Raw genomic sequence first — 25,083 nt, 5'->3', positions numbered from 1 at the left:
ATTACGCTTAGTGGTTGCAATGGAACTTTCCCTGCTCCTAATATTGCAGTGGTGACCAATGAAGCCGATAATTGCGGTACACCTACAGTTGCTTTTGTGAGTGACGGGACACCGAATTTAATAGGCTGTACCGAAACCACTGTGAGAACTTATAGCGTAACGGACGCCTGTGGTAACTCGATTATTGTGACACAAAACTTAATCCGAACTGTAGATATTACTGCACCAGCAATTAATACTCAAGCAAGTAACATAACCGTTCAATGTGACGGACAGGGTAATCAGTCTGCCATTGCAAATTGGTTGGCAAATAATGGTGGTGCAGTTGCTACTGATTTATGTGGAGCTATAATATGGTCAAACAATTATTCAAGCATCACAAATGATTGCTCCGCTGCTGTAACGGTTATATTTACTGCAACTGATTCTTGTGGAAATTTTTCTACAACATCTGCAACATTCAATGTTAATGATACAATTGATCCAAATATAATCACACCAGCAAATAATATTACTGTAGAATGCGATGGACTGGGCAATACAGCAGCGCTTCAATCTTGGTTAGCTTCGAATGGAGGTGCTACTGCTTCTGATGATTGTAGCGCGGTATCATGGTCAAATAATTTTAATGGAATAACGAACACTTGTGGCCTTTCTGGTTTCGTATCCGTAATTTTTACAGCAACAGACTCGTGTGGAAATAATTCATCTTCAACCGGTGTATTCACAATTCAAGATACAACTTCCCCAATATTTACAATACCGGCCAACGTGACAATTTTTACAAATGCAACTTGTAATTATGATGCATCTGTCGCTATAACAGGTGATGTCATCGGTGAAGCCGATATTTGTTCCACTGGAATTCAGGCTGCTTATGCCGATACAATTCTGCCTGGTGCATGTCAGGGTTCCTATATTATAACCAGAAATTGGTCTCTTATTGACAGTTGCGGAAATGAAGCTCTTAATCAGGTACAAACTATTACCGTTTTGGATAACTTGGCGCCAACATTTACAATACCGGCAAACATGACTGTTTTCACAGATGCAGCATGTGCTTACAATACCTCTGTTACAATAACTGGAGATGTTATTGACGAAGCGGATAATTGTTCCACCGGAATACAGGCTACTTATGTTGATGCAATTGTCCCTGGTGAATGTCTAGGATCCTACATCATAACAAGAACCTGGTCACTTGTTGACTATTGTGGAAATGAAGCTCCTGATCAAGTACAAACCATTACTGTTTTGGATAACATTGCACCTACATTTACAATACCTGCAAATATGACTGTTTTTACAGATTCAGCTTGTGCTTATGATGCTTCCATTGTTGTAACAGGTGATGTAACTGATGAAGCAGATAATTGTTCCACAGCAATTCAGGCAACTCATGTTGATACAATTGTGCCAGGTGAATGTCAAGGTTCTTATGTTATAACTAGAACTTGGTCGCTTGTTGATAATTGCGATAATGCTGCAGCAAATCAAGTACAAACAATTACTGTTTTGGATAACATCGCACCTACATTTACAATACCTGCAAATATGACTGTGTTTACAGATGAAGCATGTGTTTTTGATGCTTCCATTGTTGTAACGGGTGATGTTATTGATGAAGCTGATAATTGCTCCACTGGAATACAAGCTACCTTTATTGATGTAACAGTTCCCGGTGAATGCCAAGGTTCCTTTATTAGAACAAGAACTTGGTCTCTTATAGATAACTGCGGAAATGCAGCTCCTGATCAAGTACAAACCATTACCATTTTGGATAATTTAGTGCCTAAATTTACAATACCGGCAAATATTACTGTTTATGCAGATGCTAATTGTGTTTATGATGCTTCTATTAATGTAACTGGTGATGTAACTGACGAATTGGACAACTGTTCCACCGGAATACAAGCTACTTTTGTTGATGTAACTGTTCCCGGGCAATGTCAGGGTTCCTATGTAATAACCAGAACTTGGTCACTTGTAGACTATTGCGGAAATGCAGCTCCTGACCTAGTACAAACCATCACTGTTTTGGATAACATTGCACCAACATTTACAATACCTGCAAACATAACAATATACTCTGATTCTAATTGTCCTTATGATGTTTCTGTTACAGTAACAGGCGACGTAACTGACGAAGCAGATAATTGTTCTACCGGACTTCAAGCTACTTATGTAGATACAATTGCTCCTGGAGAATGTGAAGGTTCCTATATAATAACCAGAACTTGGTCGTTGATTGATAATTGCCAAAATCCGGCACTAGACCAAATACAAACTATTTCCATTCAAGATAATATCGCACCAATTTTAACTAATCCAATTCCATCAGAAATAACAGTTAATTGTGATGAAATCCCTATTGTTTTACCCCTAGAATTCACAGATAGTTGTTCTAATCCTGTTATTCCGATGTTTGAAGAGACTCTTCCGGTTTATAATCCAGATGGTTCAGGTTATGTAATTGTAAGAACCTGGACGGCAGCTGACAGTTGTGATAATCAAACAATTGTTACACAAACTGTGAATGTAATAATACAACGTTATTTGATTGAAATTCCAGCTGAAGCTTGTAATGGCGACTCATCACCTATAGATCTAAATAGCTTAATCGCAGGTGATGTTGATTATGTTGCAGGAGGAATTTGGACAGATCTCAGCAATTCGGGTGGATTAAATGATACTAATGATGGCATTTTCTCTCCATTTGGGATTCCCGTTGGAAGTTATACCTTAGAGTATCAAATGAATGATCAGCTTTGTCCGAGAAAAATACAAGTAAACATGAGTATAAATACCGACTGTATAGTTTTGGCCTGTGGAAATATAATTGTTCATAATGCTTTCTCCCCAAATAATGATGGACTCAATGAAGTTTTCACCATAGAAAATATAGACGACATTGCATGTTATCCTACCAATAGAGTTGAAATATATAATCGTTGGGGAATTCTAGTCTATGAAGCAGATGGATATGATAATAATACAAAAGCATTCAGAGGAATCTCCGAAGGACGATCAACCGTTAATCAATCAAAAGAATTGCCGACTGGTACTTACTTTTATATATTACAATATTCAACGATAGAAGGTACTGTTGTTAAAGAATCAAAATATTTATATCTTTCAAGATAAAACTAACTCAAATCTAACTCCTGAGAGCTGGCAACTCTCAGGTTTAAAACCAAAAACTAAATGAAAACAAGAATACTATTTTTCGTTTTGATGTTTACAGGAATTGTAAGTTATGCTCAACAAGATGCACAATTTACACAATACATGTATAACACAATCAATATCAATCCCGCTTATGCAGGATCGAGAGGAGCTTTGAGTATATTTGGTTTACATCGTACGCAATGGGTCGGATTAGATGGCGCACCCGTTACAAATGCAGTATCGGTGAATACACCAATTAATAACACTAATCTCGGATTAGGTGTTTCATTTCTTAATGACCGAATTGGTCCAACTAATGAAAACACTATTTCTGTAGATTTATCCTATACGATTAAAACTTCCGAAACCTTTAAACTGTCATTTGGTGTAAAAGGAACAGCAAACCTATTTAATTTGGAAACATCCAAATTGAATCCAATGGATCAGAACGATCCTCAATTTCAAAATTTAAACAATGACTTTTCACCAAATATTGGTGCTGGTATTTATTTTCATTCTGATAAAAGCTATATTGGATTTTCTGTACCAAATTTCATCGAATCAAAACGGTATGATGATAATGATGTTGCCATATTCAAAGAGAAAATCAATTACTACGTAATTGCAGGACATGTTTTTGATTTGAGTGAAAATGTAAAATTCAAACCCGCCTTATTAACTAAAATAGTCGAAGGCGCACCACTTCAGGTCGATGTATCAGGAAACTTTTTAATTCATGAGAAATTTGTCATTGGAGCGGCTTATAGATGGAGTGCAGCCATTAGTGGCATGGTTGGTTTCCAAATTTCAGATGGATTATTCGTTGGATATGGATATGATTTTGAAACAACGGAATTAAATAACTATAATTCAGGATCACATGAGATATTCTTGCGTTATGAACTCTTCAATAATTATAACAAAATTGTATCCCCTAGATTCTTCTAAAACACATATATTATGAAAAGTAAAATAGTAGTTTATATAATGCTTTTGGGTGTTTTAGCTTCTAATGGTTATGCACAAAAAGCCGCAGTAGAAAGAGCTGATAAAAAATATGATCGTTATGCCTACATCGATGCCATAGAAACCTATGAGCGTGTTGCGGCAAAAGGATACAAATCAGTTGATATGTTCCAAAAATTAGGCAATGCTTATTATTTTAATGCCGATTTAGAAAAAGCAGCCAAATGGTATGGCGAATTATTTGCCATGACTCAAGATGTAGATCCAGAATATTATTACAGATATTCACAATCTTTAAAATCTATCGGGCAATACGCAAAAGCGGATGAAATGTTGGTTGAATTCAATAAAAGATCGGGTAATGATTCCAGAGGTAAACTTTTTAACAGTAATAGAAATTATCTGGCAGAAATTAAAGCCAATTCAGGTAGATATAACATAGAAGATTCCGGAATAAACTCTGAATATTCGGATTATGGAAGTTCTTTTTCCGGAAATAAATTAATATTTACATCCGCCAGAGACACTGGGAATTTCTCGAAGAAAAAAGACAAATGGACCAATCAGTATTTTACCAATTTGTATTCTTCCGAAATAAGTGCAGATACTTCCCTTGGAGCTCCAAAAAAGTTTGCGAAAAAAATAAACACCAAATTTCATGAAGCAACTCCAGTTTTTACAAAAGATGGAAAAACAATTTATTTCACAAGAAATAATTTTAATAATGGGAAAAGAGGAAAAGATTCCGATAAAGTCACCCTCTTAAAAATCTACAAAGCCACTCTAGTGGATAACGAATGGGAAAATGCTGTTGAGTTACCGTTTAATAATGATAATTATAGTGTAGCCCATCCCGCATTAAGTCCAGATGAAAAAATATTATATTTTTCTTCGGATGGACCTGGAACTATTGGCCAATCAGATATATTTAAGGTAAAAATAAATGAAGATGGAACTTTTGGGGTTCCAGAGAATTTAGGACCAACAATAAACACTGAAGGAAAAGAAACATTCCCCTTTGTAAGTGATGAAAACGAATTATACTTTGCTTCTGATGGGCATCCCGGACTTGGAGGATTAGATATTTTTATGTCAAAAATTGCAAAAGACGGCTCTTTTAAAGAAGCACAAAATATCGGTGAACCTGCAAATTCTCCTAAAGATGATTTCGGTTATTTGATTGACACAAAAACCAGAAAAGGTTTTTTAACTTCTAACAGAGAAGGCGGAAAAGGTTCTGATGATATATCTAAATTTTTGGAAACTCGAAAATTAGCCTGTGAACAAGCCCTATCTGGAATTGTAACAGACCTGGAAACTAGCGAAATATTAGCGAATACAAAAGTGACTTTATTCGATAATAAATTTACTCTAATCAAAGAAGTACAATCCGATGAGAAAGGACTTTATGAGTTTGAAGTCGAATGTGAAACTTCATATTATGTTAGAGGTGAAAAAGAAGGATACGTTACTAAAGAACAAAAAATCAGCATTCCAAATACAACCGGAAAAACAGATTTACCGATTCAACTAGAGAAAAAAGTAAAAGCAGTAACTGTTGGTGATGATCTTGCAAAAGCATTTGGAATTAAAATGATTTACTTTGATTTTGACAAATCTGATATCCGACAAGATGCTGCATATGAATTGGAAAAAATATTGGATGTCATGAAAAATTATCCAAAAATGAAAATTGATGTACGCTCCCATACCGATAGCCGCGGAACATTCGAATACAACGAGGCTTTATCTGGCCGAAGAGCAAATTCTACCATGGAATGGTTAGTTAAAAATGGTGTAGACGCAAGTCGTTTGACTGGCAAAGGATACGGCGAAAATGAATTAGTTAACAAATGCTCTGATAATGTAGAATGTAGTGAAGCAGAACATCAAGATAACAGACGCAGTCAATTTATTATTATGGCTTTATAAAATAATTAAATTTAATAATTCAAATATAAAACTCGAATTTTTATAATCTTTTACAAAACCTGTTCAATAATTGGACAGGTTTTTTTTATCAAAAAGATTCATATAAAAAAGAAACTACTCTAGGTAGTAGTTTCTCATAATCATTATTTTTAGTGCTTAAAAATACTAGTATTCAAGATTATAAACAAAAAAACTGTCCGAAAATTACTTTGCGGACAGTCTCTTCTTCTAAACAAAACAAAATAAAAAATTCAATTTATTTCTTAATAAAAATATTAGTATAATATTTCTTTCCCGTTTCAGGGCTTACTGTAACCGAAATACCAAAATGTGTAAAATCACCTTCGATAGTTTCTTTATGTCCGGCACTATTTAACCAAGCACTTAATACTGCTTGTGGAGTATTATAATTGTAAGCTACATTTTCACTTACTTTTATTGCTCCAAGAATATGGATAATATTATCCGAACGTTCTTGAAAATAGGCATGATCCACAACATTATTTGCAATCATATACTCATTGTGCTCTTCAGATTTATAAGAAATATGATTAATTATTGTCAACTCATTAAGCCCAATACTAACCCTATACTCATTAATCAATTTTGTTAACTCTATCTCGTTTGCATTATAATCGTAATTCATTACCTGGTTTTCATAAACCTTCTCCTCATCAGAAGAATTAGGTGAACAAGAAACAATTGTAAACACAAACAATATTGGTAATAATAGACTGAGGATTTTTGCTTTCATAATGATTATTTTAAAGTCGTTAAACAGATTCTCTTTATTATTGTAAATTGAATTTTGTTAAATTTCTTATGTCAATATTAGCAAGTTAACGATGAACTACCAAATAAAATCGACGAACTACATCTTTTTTGTATTATAAAATATAAAATTCCTACAAACGTCTAATTTTTAGATAGTTACAATTATTATGTCAAAAAAAATGACCGCTTCGAAAAGCGGTCATTTTTAAAAATAAAAATTCAAGTATCTTATATTCAACTATTTATTAAATAATGAGAAACTACGGAGACAACCTGTCAATTTTCCATGAAAAATCATCTTGTAAATGATATCTGATTCTGTCATGCAATCTATTTGGTCGGCCTTGCCAAAATTCAATTTCTATAGGTTTAACTAAAAAACCTCCCCAAAATTTTGGTCTCGGAATTTCTTTTCCTTCAAAATCTTTTTCTAATTGTTTAAGATTCTCTTCTAAAACTGTTCTTGATGGGATTATTTCGCTTTGATTAGAAACAATAGCGCCTAATTTACTTCCATCTGGTCTGGATTCAAAATAACCATCTGAAATATTATCAGGCGTTTTTTCTGCGATTCCTTTTATTATTACCTGACGCTCGAGCGAATGCCAAAAAAAAGAAAGACATATATTCGGATTATTAGCTATAGCCCTACCCTTTTCAGAATTGTAATTCGTATAAAATATAAATCCTTCATAAGTGAATTGTTTCAAAAGTACGACACGTGCCTTAGGAAAACCATCTAAACCAATGGTCGAAACTGTCATTGCATTCACTTCATCTACTCCGCCAAAATCCTCGACTTCATGAAACCATTTGTTAAAAAGATTAATGGGATCTTCCGGAATATTTGTTTCCAGGAGTTCGCTTTTCTCATATGATTTTCTGTAATTGCTTAAATCTTCCATTTTTTGGTTTTTTCGATTGATAGATTTCGAACCATCAAAAATATAATAATCAATTTTACATTCTAATAAATAATCGGCTATATTTAAAATTCAAAAGTTTTACCATCATCAGCCAGAAGTACTTCTGAAAAAATGGTTTCCGCTTCTTCTTTAAAAAGTTGAATGCTTTCATACCTAGTCGAATAATGTCCCAAAACCAATTGTTTTACATTTGCTTTCAAAGCAATTGTAGCGGCTTCTTTTGCTGTACAATGCATCGTTTTTCCTGCTAAAACTTCTTCCGATTGCAAGAAAGTGGATTCATGATATAAAACATCCACCTCTTTTATAAGCGGAATAATGCTTTCGTCATAAACCGTATCGGAACAAAACGCATAACTTTTAGTCGGAATAGGATCAAATGTCAATTTATCGTTTTCAATAACCCTTCCATCTTCTAAGGCAATATCTTTCCCGTTTTTAATTTTCTGATAATAACATTTATCTATTTCATAATTTTGAACGGCATCCAAATTCAGTTTCCTATCTCCGATTTTCTCTTGAAATAAATAACCATTTGTATATATTCGGTGTTTCAACGGAATGGTTTTTACAACCACTTTTTCATCTTCAAAAACAATTTCGCTTTTATCAGATTCCAATTCGTGAAAAAATAAACCATAATTAGTCCAGGAATTAGACAATCGCAATTGCAATGTAATAACTTCTTTAATTCCTTTTGGACCATAAATATGCAAATCGGTAGTTCGATTGAGCAGCATAAAAGTAGAAACCAAACCCACTAAACCATAAAAATGATCACCATGTAAATGCGAAATAAAAATATGATTGATTTTTGAAAATCTGATTTTGTTTTTGCGCAACTGCACTTGTGTTCCCTCTCCACAATCTATCAGAAACAATCTGTTTCTGATTTCTAAAACCTGTGAAGTCGGATTGGTGAAAGTTCGTGGCGTTGCTGCATAACAGCCGAGAATGGTTAAATTCATTTTTTAGTATTCAGTGTCCGGTATTCGGTTTGGATAAAACTTCTGTATTCAGCATTTGTAAATTATTAATCAACTTTCAAAAAGTTAGGCTATTATTCATCAGAGGGATTTACTTTCTTCTTATGCTTTAAAACTATTTTTTTTTCAATTTTAATAAAAACTATCATGGCCACAATCATACAAATATTTGAAATAATTCCAAAATAATTTATTTTCTCATTTAAAATAGAAGTATAACAATTCATCAACAAAAGGATAAATGAACCTATTATAACAAGATATCTAATAATTTGTAATGCTTTTTTATTTTTATAGAAATCCATAATAAAATTATTAAAACCCTAAATCACGTTCAATTTCTTCCATTTCAATCATGTCGTGGGCTTCCAAGAGTGTTGGCACCACTAACATGGAACTTGGAACATCATTAAAATCGATATTTTCAGCAACGATTACAAATGATTTTTTTCCTTTTTTATGTTTTTTTGACAAATCAGAAAAAGTTTTTATTGATTTAACATTTGCGGTTTTGTCGTGTGAAATATCTAAAATTAAATTATGATCTTTAAAACTAGCGTACTGATTGCTTACTTTTTCCAAAAACGCAGCAATATTTCCTTCAGTGTCTTTTATAATTACAGTATGTCCCTTTATGTCTACTTTCATTCTATCTTTTTATTGAATTTTTGATGCTAATAAATAAATCACTGCCATTCTAATTGCAACGCCATTTTCCACCTGGTTTAAAATTACCGATTGCTGTGAGTCGGCAACATCAGAAGTAATTTCTACTCCTCGATTGATTGGTCCAGGGTGCATGATAACAATTTCTTTGTTTAGTGAATCCAACAAGGCTTTATCCACTCCATATTGTTGTGCATATTCTCTTGTTGATGGGAAAAAATTGACATCCATTCGTTCATTTTGAACACGCAACATATTTGCTACATCACACCATTCTAAAGCTTTACGTAAATTTGACTCAACCGTTACTCCAAGTGATTCAATATGTCTTGGAATTAGTGTTTTTGGTCCGCAAACTTTCACTTCGGCACCTTGCATTTGCAAAGCATATATATTTGATAAGGCAACTCTGGAATGCAGAACATCACCAACAATTACCACTTTTTTCCCAGCTACATCACCTAATTTTTCTCTGATAGAATAACTATCTAATAATGCTTGCGTAGGATGTTCGTGTGCGCCGTCACCAGCATTTACGATACTAGCTTTCACGTTTTGTGACAAAAAATGAGCCGCACCAGGATTACTGTGACGCATGACCACCATATCTACTTTCATTGAAAGAATATTGTTTACGGTATCTATCAGCGTTTCTCCTTTTTTAACAGACGATTGTGCTGCAGAAAAACTAATCACATCTGCTGATAAGCGTTTTTGTGCTAATTCAAAAGAGAGTTTGGTTCTGGTACTGTTTTCAAAAAAAATATTAGCAATCGTGATATCTCTTAGCGAAGGCACTTTTTTTATCGGGCGATTAATGACTTCTTTAAAATGATCGGCAGTTTCAAAAATAAGGTCAATATCTTTCTTGTTGATATATTTTATACCTAATAAATGATTTACACTTAGTTCGCTCATTTTTATTGATTGTTATTGATTAAAAAAACACCGTCTTCTCCATCTTGTTCCTTCCAGCTTACCTTTACTTTCTCATTGTTTATTGCATCTACCTGACGACCACGATAATCGGGCTGAATAGGTAAATCGCGACTAAAACGACGATCAATCAAAGTTAAAAGTTCGATTCCAGATGGTCTTCCAAAAGATTGTATAGCTGTTAAAGCTGCTCGAATACTTCGTCCTGTGTATAAAACATCATCGATGAAAATGACTTTTTTATTCTCTACCAAAAAGTTAATTTGGGTTTTGTTGGCTTCCAAAGGTTTGTCCGTTCTGCGGAAATCATCTCTAAAGAAAGTAATATCCAGATAACCTAAAGCAATATTAGGAACTTTATATTCTTTCTCCAGCAAATCCTTTAAACGTTCGGCTAAAAAAGTACCGCGAGGTTGGATTCCAATTAGGATGGTATTCGAAAAATCAAGATGTTTTTCAATTAACTGACAGGCCAAACGGTGCAGAATGATATTGACTTCTTTGGAAGTGAGCAATACTTTTTGACTCATAATGAAGTGTTGTGTTTGGTGTGTAAAAGTACAATATTTTTGTTAATCTGTAGATTTGGAACTTCGTTTATTTATAAAGCACAAAAACTGAAATAATAATTAATCCTTTTTTTTAATTTTAATTGATATTATTCAAATATATAAACCAAAACACAATAATAATAGAAACTGATTAATTAAAAAAAGTATTTAGTCGTATAAATATTACAATTCAACGAATAACCATCGCAAAACCAATCAATTACAATTAAATATATTTATTTTTAACATAATTATAACCAATAACTAAATATTTAATTATGAGAAAAATTACTTTTACAAACCGTTTTTTGATTACGTTTAGTTTCTTATTTATCTTTTCTTTTCTGATATCTTCGTGTCAAAAAGAAGAATTAACAGAAAATAAAGAACTCGCTCCAAACTCAGATTTTTCATTAATAATTAATGGAAATTGTGAATCAGATTGTATTGTTGAAGATGGGCCATATTTTGAAAATATTGACCAGACTATCGTATCTTGGGGCGGACCAAATAATAATAATTTTTCAAAGACTGTCGATATTAAATATTTCAATACTGAAACCCATTTTATTTTACAAGTAAAAAGCACCAAAGGTTGGAGTGACCTCGTTATCAATGGAGTTTCTTCTTGGACAGGCGGAAATGTCGCACCCAATGTATGGGAAACATATTCTTATCCGCTTGATGAAGGCTGGCAAGCCTGTGACTTAGAAAGTTTTACTTTGCAAGTTACCGGAAATGGTCCTCAGGCAAATTTTAATGTAAGTTACAGTCTTATTGGCTTATGTGGCGGTTGTGAAACTTCATTTATCGGAGAGCCAATTTCTTGTGATGAAACACGTGAAGCAGTTTACACTTTTACTTCTGAAGAAGATTTGGGTTATATTAAAATTCAAGGAGGCTTAACTAATTTTACCGGGCAAGATGCAATTATTACTGTATTAGGAGGTAATTTGACAGCATCACAATCTACTCCGGGCGGTAGTTCCAATCGTATAATTAAAGTAGAAGGCAGTGCTACTGCTTGCGAACCTGTTACTATTCATGTTACCTGGAATTCATCTAATTCAGGTGGTATAATTACTGGAAATTGGTCTGTTAAAAATAGTAATGGAGATGAAGTAGCTCCTTCTGTTGCTGGCTTAGAATGTAATTGAACTAATAAAAAATAAAAGTAAAGGCTGTCGAAATTGGCAGTCTTTTTTATTGTTTTTAAAATTAAAAATTATGTAACATATTGTGAAAATTATGTAAGAAGTTATTTAATCAAATTTAATATCTTTATATTACCAAAGCCATCAAAAATATGGTTTCAAAACATTGATAAATAATAATCTAAAACAAAGAAATCATGCAAAACAAACTAACAAGAATTTTAATGCTTTTAATAGTATTGATATCATTCTCTAGTTGCTCAATAATTGAAGGTATATTTAAAGCCGGAATGGGTTTTGGAATTTTTATTGTAGTTGCAATAATAGCCATTATCATTTTTATAATCAGTAAAATTTTCGGAAAGAAATCATAAAAAAAATCTGCAAAAAAAAATCCCGCTATCAATGATAGCGGGATTTTCTATATATAATAATAAGTTTAAGAATACATCTTAGTTCTTAATTCCTGAACTTTTTCATCATCAAGATAATCATCAAAGGTCATATAACGGTCGATGGCTCCTTTTGGTGTCAATTCAATCACACGATTACCAACAGTTTGAGAAAACTCATGATCATGTGTTGTAAAAATCACAGAACCTTTGAAGTTTTTCAAAGAGTTATTAAATGCGGTAATTGACTCCAAGTCCAAGTGATTCGTTGGTTCATCAATCATCAAAACATTGGCACGTTGCATCATCATTCGGGATAACATACAACGTACTTTTTCTCCTCCTGATAAAACTCGGCTTGTTTTTAATGCTTCTTCGCCTGAGAAAATCATTTTTCCAAGGAAACCACGAATATTTACTTCATCGCGCTCTTCTTCGGTTTTAACCCATTGGCGCAACCAGTCTACAAGCGAATAATCATTTTCGAAAAACGAGTGATTATCAACCGGTAAATAGGCCTGATTGGTTGTTACTCCCCAATCGAATGTACCAGAATCGGCCTTTTGAAGACCATTCAAAATATCATAAAAAGCGGTAGTAGCACGCGAATCTTTAGAGAACAAAATAATTTTGTCTCCTTTGGCCATATTCAAATCTACTTCAGTAAATAAAACATCGCCATCTACAGAAGCGCTTAAATTTTGAACATTTAAAATCTGGTCACCTGCTTCACGTTCCTGATCAAAAATAATCGCAGGGTAACGACGGCTTGATGGTTTTATTTCGGAAATATTCAATTTAGAAATCATTTTTTTACGGGAAGTAGCTTGTTTAGATTTGGCCACATTCGCACTAAAACGACGGATAAATTCTTCTAATTCCTGTTTCTTTTCTTCGGCTTTTTTGTTTTGCTGTGCACGCTGTTTTGCTGCTAGCTGGCTGGATTCATACCAAAAAGTATAATTTCCTGAATAGTGATTTATTTTACTGAAATCAATATCCGATATATGCGTACAAACGGCATCCAAAAAGTGACGATCGTGAGATACTACAATTACGGTATTCTCATAATTTGCCAGGAAATTTTCTAACCAGGCAATGGTTTCAAAATCCAGGTCATTCGTAGGCTCATCCATAATAAGCAAATCAGGATTTCCGAAAAGTGCCTGCGCCAAAAGCACACGAACTTTCATTTTTCCTTCCAAATCACCCATTAAAGTATAATGATTGTCTTCGGTAATGCCTAAACTCGACAATAATGAAGCGGCATCAGAATCTGCATTCCAGCCATTCATTTCTTCAAATTGCACTTGTAACTCCCCTATTCTGTCTGCATTTTCATCGGTATAATCCAAATAAAGAGCATCCATTTCTTTTTTTACAGCATACAAGGTTTTATTTCCCATCATTACTGTCTCAAGAACCGTACTCTCATCAAACATATTGTGGTTTTGATTTAAAACCGACATACGTTTTCCTGGTTCTAAATGAATATGTCCTGCAGTAGGATCCATTTCGCCAGCAATTATTTTAAGAAAAGTAGATTTTCCAGCACCGTTGGCTCCGATTACGCCGTAAATATTACCGTGTGTAAAGGTTGTATTTACTTCATCGAACAAGATTCTTTTGCCAAACTGAACTGATAAATTATTAACTGTTAACATGTATTGTATTTATTATAAAATTTTTGCAAAAGTACAAAAAATTGAACAATCTTAACTTATAACAGCATCACAATTAACAATGATTTTTATTTAACTATGTATTAACATTATAATCAAAATGGTCTGGATATTTTTGTGCATATCTTTTAATAAATGAGTATCCCCAAATCATTGCCTTTTTTATTACTTTCTTCCTCCATAATTATGTTGTTAACTTCTTGTAACAGCGTATTTATAGAAGACAGTTATGCGGCTAGTTTTGGCGGTGAAGTAATAAATCCTACCAGTCCTTACATCCTGTTCTATAAGGGCACAGAGGTCATTGATACTATTCCACTGAAGGAGGACAATACTTTTTTTAAGAAATTCGATTCTCTTGCCCCGGGCTTATATTCTTTCAAACACGAACCCGAATACCAATATGTTTTTTTTGATAAAAATGATAGTCTAATGGTGCGCATCAATTCGAAAGACTTTGACGAATCCATCGTTTTTTGCGGCAAAGGAGATGAAAAAAATAATTTTCTGATGGAATTGTATTTAAAAAACGAATCCGATAAAGAGAAAATGTTTGATGTTTTTGACTACGGAGTATCAAAATTCAATGCGCATATAGATTCAGCTTACAAATCAAACCAAAAATTTTACAATTCTAAAAAAGAAGAACTTAAATGGAGCGATGAATTTGATGTTTATGCCAAAACCGCTTTAGATTTTCATTATTTTTCAAAAAAAGAATTATACCCTATTTTTCATCAATTAAGAACTGGTGAAGATATAAGAGCTAAACTTCCGAAAGATTTTTATGCTTTTAGAAAGAAAATAAATTTTAATAATGTGGCATTATCTGGGTATTCACCATTTGTGATGTACCTCTCTCACATGCTGAACAATGTTGGTTCCATAAATTATCACAATCATTATTCAGAAGTTGATTTGTCTTTAAAAACAAATATCAATAAGCTTAATATTACTGATACACTCATTAAAAATGAAAAAGTAAAGAATACGATTCTTAACAATATTGCTTTTACATATTTGCTTGAGGACCAAAATATGGTCAATAATAAGAAGTTTCTTGACACTTATCATAAATATTCTACGGACAAGAGCAAGAAAAACGAAATCTTGAAAATCGGAAATGCCATTCAATTATTGAAAGCCGGAAATACGTTACCCAATGTAAATCTGATTGACACCAATGGTAAAATTGTCCAATCAAATTCATTGATAAAAAACAAAACGGTTCTGTTCTTTTGGACAGAAAATGCCAGCTCTCACTTAGTGGCGGCACATAAAAAAGTAATGGCTTTTAAATTAAAATATCCGGAATATCAATTTATTGCAATAAATTTGGATGAAAATCAGTCTAAATGGACCAACCTCTTATCAAAATATAATTTTGACGGAATAGATGAATTCAGATGTGAGAATTTTCAAGATTTAAGAAACAAATGGGCCATCACAAAAGTACACCGAACCATTGTTCTTAATAATGACGCAACAATAAAAAATGCTTTTGTCAACTTATTTGAAGTTACTTTTGAAGACAATTTAAAATAATATCGATAAAAAATTAACAAAAAAAAAGCGGTTTCTAATTTGAAACCGCTTTTTTTTATATCTAAATTGACTACTTATTCCCTTTTTCGAAATCAGCGGTAAACTGTGCTAAACCAATGTCTGTTAAAGGGTGTTTCAACAATCCAAGGATAACTGAAAGTGGTCCCGTCATTACGTCAGCACCAATTTTGGCACAATTCACAATATGCATGGAGTGACGCACGGAAGCAGCAAGTATTTCAGTTTCAAAACCATAGTTATCATAAATTTGACGAATATCATCAATCAATTCTAAACCATCAGTTGAAATATCATCCAATCTTCCGATGAATGGGGAAACATAAGTTGCTCCTGCTTTTGCAGCCAATAATGCTTGTCCAGCAGAAAATACTAGAGTCACGTTTGTTTTAACGCCTTTATCTGAAAAATATTTACAGGCCATTACACCTTCTTTGGTCATGGGTAATTTCACAACAATTTGCTCGTGTAAATCAACTAATTCTTCTCCTTCACGAATCATTCCGTCATAGTCGACTGCATTTACTTCAGCACTCACGTCACCATCGACAATGTTACAAATATCAACGTAATGTTTCAGGATATTGTTTTTTCCGGTAATTCCTTCTTTTGCCATCAATGATGGGTTTGTAGTAACTCCGTCCAAAACACCAAGCGCTTGTGCAGCTTTAATTTCGTTTAAATTTGCGGTATCAATAAAAAATTTCATAAATATATTTTTAAAATTAAGTTTCTAAATGTGGAGCAAAATTACAATTTATAATGGTTCATTAACATTTTTTCATAGACTTTATCAGGCAGAATTCGTTTTAAAACAATCGAAAATTTCTGCATAAATGCGCCTATTTTATAATGTCCTTTAGGATTTTTAGTTTGGATAATTTTATAAATTGCTTCTGCCATTTCGTTTGGATTACTTCCGCTGTCTACGTGTTCATCCATCATTTTTAAGGTGTTTCCGTATGGAATTTCATAAGCCGATCCTTTTAACAATGGCGCATGAAAACGCCCTGAAGCTATATTGGTGGCAAAATCTCCGGGAGCAACATTGGTAATGTGAATTCCAAAAGCCTTCACTTCCATTCGCAAGGCCTCGGTGATGAGTTCCAACGCGCCTTTTGACGCCGAATAGACACTTCTGTAAGGCAATCCCATATAACCTGCGATGGAGGTAATATTGATGATCAGACCCGATTGTTGTGAGCGCATTTGTGGTAAAACGGCTTTCATCACTTCGATGGGACCGAAGAAATTGGTCTCGAAATTATTTTTGATTTCGGATGTTGGAATTTCTTCCAAAGGTCCTGTAATTCCGACTCCGGCGTTGTTTATCACTACGTCTAATCTTCCGGAAAGGGCAATCACTTTGGCCACGGCAGACTGAATGGTTTCGGCATTTCTAACATCTAAAGCGATTAATGGGAAAACAGAATTCAGAATACGTTCCGGATTTCGGCTGGTTCCGTAAACGACAAAACCTTTATGGTGTAAAAATTCGCCGATGGACTTCCCTATTCCTGATGAACCGCCTGTGATTAGAACTACTTTACTCATTATTTCGAATGTTAGATTTTTAGATTCCTTCGATTATTCGATGAATCGAAAAATCATTGCGAAAGTAAGGAAGAAATTAGGATTAAAAAAATTAAGTCTTTAGCCCTGATGGAAGGGAAAATCCTTTTTGTCTCGTTTTTACGAGATAAAAAGATTGGAATGACAGCGGGAATTACATGGATAAAAATGCCTATAATTTAGGCTTCAAAAACTATAAAACTTTAATTCCTAATCCTGGATTCTCGGACAACAAGATTTTGCCATTTAGAACAGCGCTTCCAATGGCGATGTCGTTTGCGATCAAATTGGCGCCATCTAAATCTACGAAATCCACCAAAGGTGTCAGAACCGCTCCTGCAGAAATCCCAACCGTGGACTCGGTCATGCAGCCAATCATGGTTTTAAAACCCAATGATTTTGCATTTTTGATCAATTGCAAAGCGGGCGTTAATCCGCCGCATTTCACTAATTTAATATTGATGCTTCGGTAATGCGGTTGCAGTGAAAGTAAATTGATGTTTTCCTGACAATCCTCGTCGGCCATCCAGTTTGGATATTTGTTTTGATGTAAAGACGAATAGTTTTCTGCGCCCGGTTTCATCGGTTGTTCTATATAGGTGAATGTTTTTGATGTTTCAAAATTTTCAAGCCATTGGCATTGTTCTTTGGTGAAACTTCCGTTGGCATCTAAAGCCACTTCTTTTCCTGTTTTTAGCAATAATTGAATGTCATTTTCATCGAAATGATTGCATTTTACTTTGAACTTGGTCCAAGGGGATTTCGCAATTTTTTCTAACTGGGTTGCTATTGGCGCAACGCTTATGGTTATGGAAGATTCGGGTAATTCATTTATTTCGATTGCATTTAAAGACAGGAAACTTTTATTTTCGAGTTTTCCGAACAAATCCCAATAGGCACAATCCAGAGCTGATCTTAAAAAACTAGGCAATTCTAATGTTAGAAGAAAATTATAGAAATCTGTGGGATGAATTATTTGCTGTTTCTCAACAAAGGCTTTTATGGAATGGAGTTTTTGGGAATAATCGGCCAAATTAATTTGGTAGTAATCGATGGCGGTGCATTCTCCATACCCTGAAATTCCGTTTTTAGTTAAGGTAACCAACAATGCTTCTCTATGAGAATAATTTCCATAGGCAATTGCAAAAGTTTCCTTTAGGGCAAAACGAACTATTTGCCAAGATAAAACCATATAAATATTGAAATTGAGAAATGAGGAAAAATCTGAAATAAAGGTAAAAAAAAATCTGAAACTAGTTCAGATTAAAAAGAAAAAAAGGCAAGCGACCTACATCGCACCGCTCAACCACGTACCCTTGCTATGTTCCCATCCTGGGGGAGTCTGCAGGAGCTAGTCGTGTAGGACTTGCCGTTGCAAATATACAAACTTTTTGTATTTTCGCAAGTAGAAAAACATATTCATTTGTATTGTATATTGCATCATCTTTAAAATTAATTATGAAAAATTATAACTTACTATCTATCATTTTATTAGGCACGGTCATTATCGGTTGTAATGGCTCAAAAAAAACTACAGAAAATTATTTTAGCTTCGATAATTCGAAGTTTAAAGCCGAATATCATAATGAGGATGTGCTTTCTTTGGAATTATTGAACGCAGAGAATAAAAAAATCGACAGTGTTGTTTATTATGTAAACGATAAAAATATAGGTTCTAAAAAAGGTTTGAAAAAAATAACTTTTGACTTAAAAGACCAAAAACTGGGTTATCAGAACCTAAAAGCGTTGGTTTATTTTGAAGGCGAAAATCAGGAAACTACAGGAAGAGTTGAATTGGTTTCCAGCATTCAGCCAAAATTACTTTCTTACAAGATTGTAAATACTTATCCGCATGATGTTAAAGCGTATACGCAGGGTTTGGAATTTTACCGAGATACTTTAATTGAGGGAACTGGAAACGGCTCAGGCAACGGAACAGGGATTCGTGGCATATCAAGTCTTCGCAAAACCGATTATAAAACCGGTAAAGTTCATAAAATTGTTGAATTACCTGAAGATGTTTTTGGCGAAGGTGTTACGGTTTTGAACAATAAAATTTTTCAATTGACTTGGAAAAATAACGAGGCATACGTTTATAATGTTGATACTTTCAAGAAAGAAAAAACAGTGCCTTACTTTAAAAAAATTGAAGGCTGGGGATTAACGAATGATGGTAAAAACCTATTAATGTCAGACGGAACAGAGAAAATCTGGTCTGTTAATCCTGAAACTTTTAAAGAAGTGGATTACATTAATGTTTATACAGCCAGTTCAAAAATCAAAGCCGTTAACGAATTAGAATGGATTGACGGGAAAATATACGCAAATGTGTACCAAATGGATGCCATTGCGATTATAAACCCGAAAAATGGTGCCGTAGAAGCGATAATCAATTTAGTCGATTTAAAATCTAAAGTAACTCAGCACAAAGATATAGATGTTTTAAACGGAATTGCTTACAACCCAAAAACTAAAACGATTTTTGTAACCGGAAAAAACTGGGATAAAATGTTCGAGATTAAGGTTTCTGAGTAAGTTCTTATTTAATGTTATAAAAAAACCGAGCCTAACAGCTCGGTTTTTTTTACTTCTTTTTCTTAGCATCTACATATTTTTTATTTGTTATATCATAAGTCAGTTTACTTTCTAAAGTTTTATTTTTCATTATCACATCTCCCTCTTTTGTTAAAATAAACTCATACCCTTCTCTACGCATTCTTTCTTGGGTTTCGGATGCATTTTTCAATTTATCGAGAAACACTTTTTCTACAATTTTTGTTGTACCCTGAACATTCGAAAGCAATTTTGTCTTTGTGGTTACATCCCAAATTTCCGAATTTATTCGAGTTGCTTCTTCCATTTTTAAGTCGGTTTTAGTGATGTTTTTCTCCACCCAACTTATATAATATAAAGGAACTCCTTTTGCTGTAAATGGGGTGATTTTACATTCTGTGGGAATTGTTTTTGCATCTGTCTTTTTTGAAAAAATCGTATCTTTCTTAGCGCCTTTGTGGTTTACAAAAAGATAGAAGTTATTTTTAATCAGTTCGGCGGTGAGATTATCTGCTTTTGCAATAACCGATGTTGCTGTATTTTGTGGGGTTTTCTTTTTTTGGCTATAAGTATTTCCAAAGGTTAAAAGCAAAGTAAATAAGAGGATTACATTTTTCATAACTATTAATAGGTTTTTGGGTTGTCCAATGTACAAAAATATGTTGAGTTCAAAACATAAAAAAACCGAGCTATTACTAGCTCGGTTTTTTAATAATATATAAAAAGAGAATTATTTCACTTCTTCGTAATCTACATCCTGAACATTGTCACCTTGAGCTTCACCTTGTGGTTTTGCTTCTTGTTGCGCTTGTCCTTGTTCTCCTTGTGCATACATAGCTTCTGTAGCTACTTTCCAAGCTGCATTGATATTATCTAAAGCAGTTTGAATTGCAGGAATATCTTGAGATTGGTGTGCCATTCTCAATTCAGTTAAAGCATATTCGATTGCTGTTTTGTTGTCATCAGATAATTTACTACCTAATTCTTTCAATTGGCTTTCAGTTTGGAAGATCATTCCATCTGCTTCGTTCAATTTTTCAACTCTTTCTCTAGCGATTTTATCAGACTCAGCGTTAGCTTCAGCATCTTTTTTCATTCTTTCGATTTCTTCAGAAGTCAATCCAGAAGAAGCTTCGATACGAATATCATGAGATTTTCCAGTTCCTTTATCAGTTGCAGAAACTTTGATGATACCATTGGCATCAATATCAAAAGTTACTTCAATTTGTGGAACCCCTCTTGGTGCTGGTGGAATACCATCTAAGTTGAAACGACCGATAGTTTTGTTATCAGCAGCCATTGCTCTAGCACCTTGCAAAACGTGAAGTTCAACCGTTGGTTGAGAATCTGCCGCTGTAGAAAATACTTGAGATTTTTTAGTTGGAATAGTTGTGTTTGATTCAATTAAAGTAGTCATAACACCACCCATAGTTTCGATACCTAAAGATAAAGGTGTAACGTCAAGTAACAATACATCTTTTACATCTCCAGATAAAACTCCACCTTGAATAGCTGCTCCAATAGCAACAACCTCATCAGGATTAACTCCTTTAGACGCTTTTTTACCAAAGAATTTTTCTACTTCTTCAGCAATTTTTGGCATACGAGTTGAACCTCCTACAAGAATCACTTCGTCGATATCAGAAACAGATAAACCTGCATCTTTCAACGCTTTAGCCACTGGTGCCATAGAACGTTTTACTAATGCGTCAGTCATTTGCTCAAATTTAGCTCTAGTTAATTTCTTAACCAAGTGTTTTGGTCCTGAAGCTGTAGCAGTTACGTAAGGCAAGTTGATTTCAGTTTCAGCAGCAGAAGACAATTCAATTTTTGCTTTCTCAGCAGCTTCTTTCAAACGTTGCAATGACATTGGATCAAGACGCAAGTCAATACCTTCTTCAGTTTTAAATTCGTCAGCTAACCAGTCAATAATTTCGTGGTCAAAATCATCTCCACCTAAGTGAGTATCTCCATTTGTAGACAATACTTCGAAAACTCCGTCTCCTAATTCAAGAACAGAAATATCAAAAGTACCACCACCTAAATCGTAAACCGCAATTTTTTGATCTTTTCCTTTTTTATCAAGTCCGTAAGCCAAAGCTGCAGCTGTAGGTTCGTTGATAATACGCATTACTTTAAGACCTGCAATTTCTCCTGCTTCTTTTGTAGCCTGACGTTGTGCATCGTTAAAGTAAGCCGGAACAGTAATAACTGCTTCTGTAACAGTTTGACCTAAATAGTCTTCCGCTGTTTTTTTCATTTTTTGAAGTGTCATAGCTGACAATTCTTGTGGAGTATATAAACGACCATCAATATCAACACGTGGTGTATTGTTGTCTCCTTTTACTACTTTGTAAGAAACTCTTTTTGCTTCAGCTGTAATTTCACCGAAAGAGTGACCCATAAAACGTTTGATAGAAGCAACAGTTTTTGTTGGATTGGTTACTGCTTGTCTTTTAGCAGGATCTCCAACTTTGATTTCACCGCCTTCTATAAAAGCAATTACAGATGGTGTTGTTCTTTTTCCTTCTGCATTAGGGATTACCACTGCTTCGTTACCTTCCATTACAGAGACACAAGAGTTGGTCGTACCTAAATCAATTCCAATTATTTTACCCATTTTTATTATATTTAAATTTAACTTTCATTTATAAACTCAAAGTCCATAAGTCAATCTTTGTGCCATTAGAAAAATATAGGGAAATTGTCAGTTTTAAAACATTTTGACATAAAATAATATGACAACATGACATTTTGAGCTTGTCATTGTTAAGGCGAAGAAAATAATCCGGAGCTATTTCCTGCTATCCGCGGCATCCTTTTCTTGCCTGAAAAAGTCAAGAAAAGGATGTCGCCTCTATCAGGGCTAGGGCATTTAATTATATTTTTATTTCAATTCATATTGGAAAAGCATTGGATTTACAAACTGATTACCTTCTAAATAAAAATCCTTAATGTATGCTTTCCAAGGCGAATTTGAAAAGAAATACAGCTTATCATTCACAACAGTTGCTAAAGCAGGCTCGTCAAATTCAGGTCTGTTATTGTCCAGTATTGTATAACTTTTAATTTGATCCTGCTTTTCATCTAAATTATATTGAATCAAACGGATTGGCTTCACGCCATTATGAACAGCAATCAGCGTATTTTTATAATAAACTAATCCATCTATTCCTTTTACAGTGGCCCCTTTGGGGAATGTCAGCCATTTTCTATCTTTGGGATTTTTCATTGGAATAACCAAAATCCCTTTTAAATAATCGGCAATAAAAAGTTTGCATTGATTTTCATTAAAAGTCAATCCCTGTAAATTAAACGCTTCTTTTTTTAAATCCAGCCAAAGATTCATTTTATCATTAGTGATTTTATAAATAACTGCTTCCCCACTATCCGATACATAAACATCTCCATTTTTAGAAATAACCAAATCACCCAAAACATGGTTGCCAGTTAACGGAAAACGGGTTACGATTTTTTTCGCTTTTATATCTATTTTCAATACTTCCGCTTTTCCTTCTAAATCTTTAGAGAAACCTTCCATTTCTGGCATTGAGGATGTAGTGACCCATAAATATTTCTCTTTTGCGTCTGCCTTCATCGCAAAAACAGAAAGCAAACCATTATCTGTTAGCCAATCTTTACATTTCCCTGTCTTAACATCAAAAGAAATAATTTTACGCTTTCGGATACTGGATGCCAACCATATTTTTGATTTCGATAAATACAAAAGGCTTTCAGGGTGTAAATCTTTTTCACTTAAAGAAAGTATTTTATTTGAACCGATTATAGGCTTTTCTAAATTGAGTTTTAATTCTAAAATATTTTTATAATCCTCTGAATTCTGTAAACTTAAAAAGTCAGCATCCTCTTCAAAAACCATTTTATTGTTCATCAAAACCACTTTTTCCAAAACTGAGACAGCTTCTTTTTTTCGATTATTCAAAGCGTATGCTGCAGCTAAATTATAGATAAACGTAGGATGCGAAGGACGAATGCTGTCTAACTTTTGGGTAATCGTTAAAAACTGGCTGTAATTTTTGCTCTTATAAGCTTCCATGCTTTGGTTATACAATTCTTTTTGAGATTGCGAAAAACACAGAGTCGACATAAATAAGACGGAAAATAAGTAAGGAAAAATATTTTTCATAAGTCTATTAATAGATAATTATCAAAAATAGCTAAAATTCATAATTTTAAATCAACAAAATTCGTTTTATCCTTCATTCCTTATATATTTGTAAGTTAGAAAACCTACTATGACTATGGAAGAATGTATCTCTGTTTTTGATATGCTAAAAATTGGTGTCGGACCATCGAGTTCACACACCCTCGGGCCTTGGCGTGCCGCTGAACGTTTTCTTGACGAATTGCGTAAAGAAAATTTAATGCATACTGTTAACAGAGTAAAAGTAGATTTATACGGTTCCCTTTCCTTAACTGGTAAAGGCCATGCCACGGATTTGGCAATAATGCTGGGTTTGAGCGGACAAGATCCGGAATATATTCCTATTGATAATATCGCAGGAATCATCAAATCTATTGAAGATAAAAACGAAATCAATTTAGGAAACGAAATCAATATTCCTTTCTACTTTTTGCAAGACATCATTTTTAATAAAAACTTCCTCCCTTTTCATGCCAATGGTTTGACCTTTACAGCTTATACTTCTGATGACAAGGAATATTCGGCCACCTTCTACTCTATTGGTGGCGGATTTGTCGTAAAAGAAGAACGCATCAATGCCAAGAAGAAAATCGAAATAAAATGTGCTTTTCCTTTTCCAATCGATAAAGCGGCCCAGCTTTTAGACTATTGTATAAAAGAGAATAAAAAGGTTTCGGAAATTGTTTACGAAAACGAAAAATCCATGCGTTCCGAAGAAGTGATTCACCACGAATTAATGCGTATCTGGAACACAATGTTAGAATGTATGTATATCGGTTGTCATTCCGAAGGAATTCTTCCCGGCGGGTTAAATGTACGTCGCCGAGCGTTTGATATGCATCAAAACCTTATTGGATTATCTAATTATGACAGTCCGCAAACTTGGTTAGAACAAATCCGATTGACAGAAGTGAAATTTCGACAAATCCTGCAATGGGTCAGTTGTTTTGCCCTTGCGGTAAATGAAGTCAATGCCGCTTTAGGTCGTGTGGTTACTGCTCCAACTAACGGAAGTGCCGGCGTTATTCCTGCTGTTTTGATGTATTATTTAGTGATTGAAAACCATGAAGCAGGAGAAAAAGAAATCAAACAATTCC

At 33.9% G+C, this 25,083-nt stretch carries 21 protein-coding genes and 1 other RNA gene; 7 read left to right on the top strand and 15 right to left on the bottom strand.

Annotated elements, in window-relative coordinates:
- From VI621_RS10360 to VI621_RS10350, 3 genes are all read left to right on the top strand, one after another.
- Positions 1 to 3,144: gliding motility-associated C-terminal domain-containing protein (locus VI621_RS10360; protein WP_324218312.1), on the top strand; the 3,144-nt coding region annotated here is incomplete at its 5' end.
- A gap of 60 nt (positions 3,145 to 3,204) precedes the next feature.
- The gene (locus tag VI621_RS10355; protein ID WP_324218311.1) at positions 3,205 to 4,116 is read left to right on the top strand and encodes a type IX secretion system membrane protein PorP/SprF; all 912 of its coding nucleotides are present in this window, start codon (positions 3,205 to 3,207) and stop codon (positions 4,114 to 4,116) included.
- Positions 4,117 to 4,128: 12 nt separating this feature from the next.
- On the top strand, positions 4,129 to 6,066 hold the full coding sequence (locus VI621_RS10350) for an OmpA family protein (RefSeq protein ID WP_324218310.1): 1,938 nt from the start codon (positions 4,129 to 4,131) through the stop codon (positions 6,064 to 6,066).
- A gap of 256 nt (positions 6,067 to 6,322) precedes the next feature.
- Here the strand turns inward: VI621_RS10350 and VI621_RS10345 are convergent, their stop codons facing one another.
- From VI621_RS10345 to pyrR, 7 genes are all read right to left on the bottom strand, one after another.
- Positions 6,323 to 6,820, bottom strand: a complete 498-nt coding sequence (locus VI621_RS10345) for a CAP domain-containing protein (RefSeq protein ID WP_324218309.1) — start codon at positions 6,818 to 6,820, stop codon at positions 6,323 to 6,325.
- 280 nt (positions 6,821 to 7,100) lie between these two features.
- On the bottom strand, positions 7,101 to 7,745 hold the full coding sequence (gene pdxH, locus VI621_RS10340) for a pyridoxamine 5'-phosphate oxidase (RefSeq protein ID WP_324218308.1): 645 nt from the start codon (positions 7,743 to 7,745) through the stop codon (positions 7,101 to 7,103).
- 83 nt (positions 7,746 to 7,828) lie between these two features.
- Entirely contained in the window at positions 7,829 to 8,734 is a 906-nt protein-coding gene (locus VI621_RS10335) for a ribonuclease Z (RefSeq protein WP_324218307.1), read from the bottom strand.
- Between the two features lie 92 nt (positions 8,735 to 8,826).
- Entirely contained in the window at positions 8,827 to 9,057 is a 231-nt protein-coding gene (locus tag VI621_RS10330) for a hypothetical protein (RefSeq protein ID WP_324218306.1), read from the bottom strand.
- Between the two features lie 10 nt (positions 9,058 to 9,067).
- Positions 9,068 to 9,400, bottom strand: coding sequence for a ribonuclease Z (locus tag VI621_RS10325; RefSeq protein ID WP_324218305.1), 333 nt, complete (start codon positions 9,398 to 9,400; stop codon positions 9,068 to 9,070).
- A 9-nt stretch (positions 9,401 to 9,409) separates the two neighbouring features.
- Positions 9,410 to 10,336, bottom strand: coding sequence for an aspartate carbamoyltransferase catalytic subunit (locus VI621_RS10320; protein ID WP_324218304.1), 927 nt, complete (start codon positions 10,334 to 10,336; stop codon positions 9,410 to 9,412).
- A gap of 2 nt (positions 10,337 to 10,338) precedes the next feature.
- The gene (gene pyrR / locus VI621_RS10315) at positions 10,339 to 10,884 is read right to left on the bottom strand and encodes a bifunctional pyr operon transcriptional regulator/uracil phosphoribosyltransferase PyrR (RefSeq protein ID WP_324218303.1); all 546 of its coding nucleotides are present in this window, start codon (positions 10,882 to 10,884) and stop codon (positions 10,339 to 10,341) included.
- 299 nt (positions 10,885 to 11,183) lie between these two features.
- Here pyrR and VI621_RS10310 point away from each other — a divergent pair, with 299 nt between their 5' ends.
- Entirely contained in the window at positions 11,184 to 12,062 is an 879-nt protein-coding gene (locus VI621_RS10310) for a hypothetical protein (RefSeq protein WP_324218302.1), read from the top strand.
- Between the two features lie 436 nt (positions 12,063 to 12,498).
- Here the strand turns inward: VI621_RS10310 and VI621_RS10305 are convergent, their stop codons facing one another.
- Positions 12,499 to 14,115: an ABC-F family ATP-binding cassette domain-containing protein gene (locus tag VI621_RS10305; protein ID WP_324218301.1), complete on the bottom strand. Its 1,617-nt coding sequence runs from the start codon at positions 14,113 to 14,115 to the stop codon at positions 12,499 to 12,501.
- Between the two features lie 153 nt (positions 14,116 to 14,268).
- Between VI621_RS10305 and VI621_RS10300 the strand changes: the two genes are divergently transcribed.
- A complete protein-coding gene (locus tag VI621_RS10300; RefSeq protein WP_324218300.1) occupies positions 14,269 to 15,678 on the top strand; it encodes a TlpA family protein disulfide reductase in 1,410 nt (469 codons plus the stop codon).
- A 70-nt stretch (positions 15,679 to 15,748) separates the two neighbouring features.
- Here VI621_RS10300 and fsa read toward each other — a convergent pair whose 3' ends face one another.
- From fsa to ffs, 4 genes are all read right to left on the bottom strand, one after another.
- Complete coding sequence (fsa, locus tag VI621_RS10295) at positions 15,749 to 16,405, bottom strand: fructose-6-phosphate aldolase (RefSeq protein WP_324218299.1); 657 nt, start codon at positions 16,403 to 16,405, stop codon at positions 15,749 to 15,751.
- Between the two features lie 41 nt (positions 16,406 to 16,446).
- Positions 16,447 to 17,250, bottom strand: coding sequence for an SDR family oxidoreductase (locus VI621_RS10290; protein ID WP_324218298.1), 804 nt, complete (start codon positions 17,248 to 17,250; stop codon positions 16,447 to 16,449).
- 211 nt (positions 17,251 to 17,461) lie between these two features.
- Complete coding sequence (locus tag VI621_RS10285; RefSeq protein WP_324218297.1) at positions 17,462 to 18,460, bottom strand: enolase C-terminal domain-like protein; 999 nt, start codon at positions 18,458 to 18,460, stop codon at positions 17,462 to 17,464.
- Between the two features lie 82 nt (positions 18,461 to 18,542).
- An RNA gene (gene ffs, locus VI621_RS10280) (signal recognition particle sRNA small type) lies at positions 18,543 to 18,640 on the bottom strand.
- Positions 18,641 to 18,726: 86 nt separating this feature from the next.
- Between ffs and VI621_RS10275 the strand changes: the two genes are divergently transcribed.
- Positions 18,727 to 19,803: a glutaminyl-peptide cyclotransferase gene (locus VI621_RS10275; protein WP_324218296.1), complete on the top strand. Its 1,077-nt coding sequence runs from the start codon at positions 18,727 to 18,729 to the stop codon at positions 19,801 to 19,803.
- A 49-nt stretch (positions 19,804 to 19,852) separates the two neighbouring features.
- On the opposite strand, the gene VI621_RS10270 is transcribed toward VI621_RS10275, so the two are convergent.
- The 3 genes from VI621_RS10270 to VI621_RS10260 all read right to left on the bottom strand — a co-directional run bounded on the left by VI621_RS10270 (position 19,853) and on the right by VI621_RS10260 (position 23,878).
- Positions 19,853 to 20,440, bottom strand: coding sequence for a hypothetical protein (locus VI621_RS10270; RefSeq protein ID WP_324218295.1), 588 nt, complete (start codon positions 20,438 to 20,440; stop codon positions 19,853 to 19,855).
- A 111-nt stretch (positions 20,441 to 20,551) separates the two neighbouring features.
- Positions 20,552 to 22,441: a molecular chaperone DnaK gene (gene dnaK / locus VI621_RS10265; RefSeq protein WP_324218294.1), complete on the bottom strand. Its 1,890-nt coding sequence runs from the start codon at positions 22,439 to 22,441 to the stop codon at positions 20,552 to 20,554.
- A 267-nt stretch (positions 22,442 to 22,708) separates the two neighbouring features.
- A complete protein-coding gene (locus VI621_RS10260) occupies positions 22,709 to 23,878 on the bottom strand; it encodes a TPR end-of-group domain-containing protein (protein WP_324218293.1) in 1,170 nt (389 codons plus the stop codon).
- A 205-nt stretch (positions 23,879 to 24,083) separates the two neighbouring features.
- Between VI621_RS10260 and VI621_RS10255 the strand changes: the two genes are divergently transcribed.
- Positions 24,084 to 25,083, top strand: a 1,000-nt coding sequence (locus tag VI621_RS10255) for an L-serine ammonia-lyase (protein WP_324218313.1), incomplete at its 3' end; no start/stop codon positions are given.

Source organism: Flavobacterium sp. (assembly GCF_035292545.1).
Classification (GTDB): Bacteria; Bacteroidota; Bacteroidia; order Flavobacteriales; family Flavobacteriaceae; genus Flavobacterium.
This window is presented reverse-complemented; position numbering and strand designations above follow the sequence as displayed.

Excerpts from the sequence above, each read along its gene's own strand:
- VI621_RS10355 (WP_324218311.1), top strand. The coding sequence starts at position 3,205 with ATGAAAACAAGAATACTATTTTTCGTTTTGATGTTTACAGGAATTGTA.
- VI621_RS10350 (WP_324218310.1), top strand. The coding sequence starts at position 4,129 with ATGAAAAGTAAAATAGTAGTTTATATAATGCTTTTGGGTGTTTTAGCT.
- VI621_RS10345 (WP_324218309.1), bottom strand. The coding sequence starts at position 6,820 with ATGAAAGCAAAAATCCTCAGTCTATTATTACCAATATTGTTTGTGTTT.
- pdxH (WP_324218308.1), bottom strand. The coding sequence starts at position 7,745 with ATGGAAGATTTAAGCAATTACAGAAAATCATATGAGAAAAGCGAACTC.
- VI621_RS10335 (WP_324218307.1), bottom strand. The coding sequence starts at position 8,734 with ATGAATTTAACCATTCTCGGCTGTTATGCAGCAACGCCACGAACTTTC.
- VI621_RS10330 (WP_324218306.1), bottom strand. The coding sequence starts at position 9,057 with ATGGATTTCTATAAAAATAAAAAAGCATTACAAATTATTAGATATCTT.
- VI621_RS10325 (WP_324218305.1), bottom strand. The coding sequence starts at position 9,400 with ATGAAAGTAGACATAAAGGGACATACTGTAATTATAAAAGACACTGAA.
- VI621_RS10320 (WP_324218304.1), bottom strand. The coding sequence starts at position 10,336 with ATGAGCGAACTAAGTGTAAATCATTTATTAGGTATAAAATATATCAAC.
- pyrR (WP_324218303.1), bottom strand. The coding sequence starts at position 10,884 with ATGAGTCAAAAAGTATTGCTCACTTCCAAAGAAGTCAATATCATTCTG.
- VI621_RS10310 (WP_324218302.1), top strand. The coding sequence starts at position 11,184 with ATGAGAAAAATTACTTTTACAAACCGTTTTTTGATTACGTTTAGTTTC.
- VI621_RS10305 (WP_324218301.1), bottom strand. The coding sequence starts at position 14,115 with ATGTTAACAGTTAATAATTTATCAGTTCAGTTTGGCAAAAGAATCTTG.
- VI621_RS10300 (WP_324218300.1), top strand. The coding sequence starts at position 14,269 with ATGAGTATCCCCAAATCATTGCCTTTTTTATTACTTTCTTCCTCCATA.
- fsa (WP_324218299.1), bottom strand. The coding sequence starts at position 16,405 with ATGAAATTTTTTATTGATACCGCAAATTTAAACGAAATTAAAGCTGCA.
- VI621_RS10290 (WP_324218298.1), bottom strand. The coding sequence starts at position 17,250 with ATGAGTAAAGTAGTTCTAATCACAGGCGGTTCATCAGGAATAGGGAAG.
- VI621_RS10285 (WP_324218297.1), bottom strand. The coding sequence starts at position 18,460 with ATGGTTTTATCTTGGCAAATAGTTCGTTTTGCCCTAAAGGAAACTTTT.
- VI621_RS10275 (WP_324218296.1), top strand. The coding sequence starts at position 18,727 with ATGAAAAATTATAACTTACTATCTATCATTTTATTAGGCACGGTCATT.
- VI621_RS10270 (WP_324218295.1), bottom strand. The coding sequence starts at position 20,440 with ATGAAAAATGTAATCCTCTTATTTACTTTGCTTTTAACCTTTGGAAAT.
- dnaK (WP_324218294.1), bottom strand. The coding sequence starts at position 22,441 with ATGGGTAAAATAATTGGAATTGATTTAGGTACGACCAACTCTTGTGTC.
- VI621_RS10260 (WP_324218293.1), bottom strand. The coding sequence starts at position 23,878 with ATGGAAGCTTATAAGAGCAAAAATTACAGCCAGTTTTTAACGATTACC.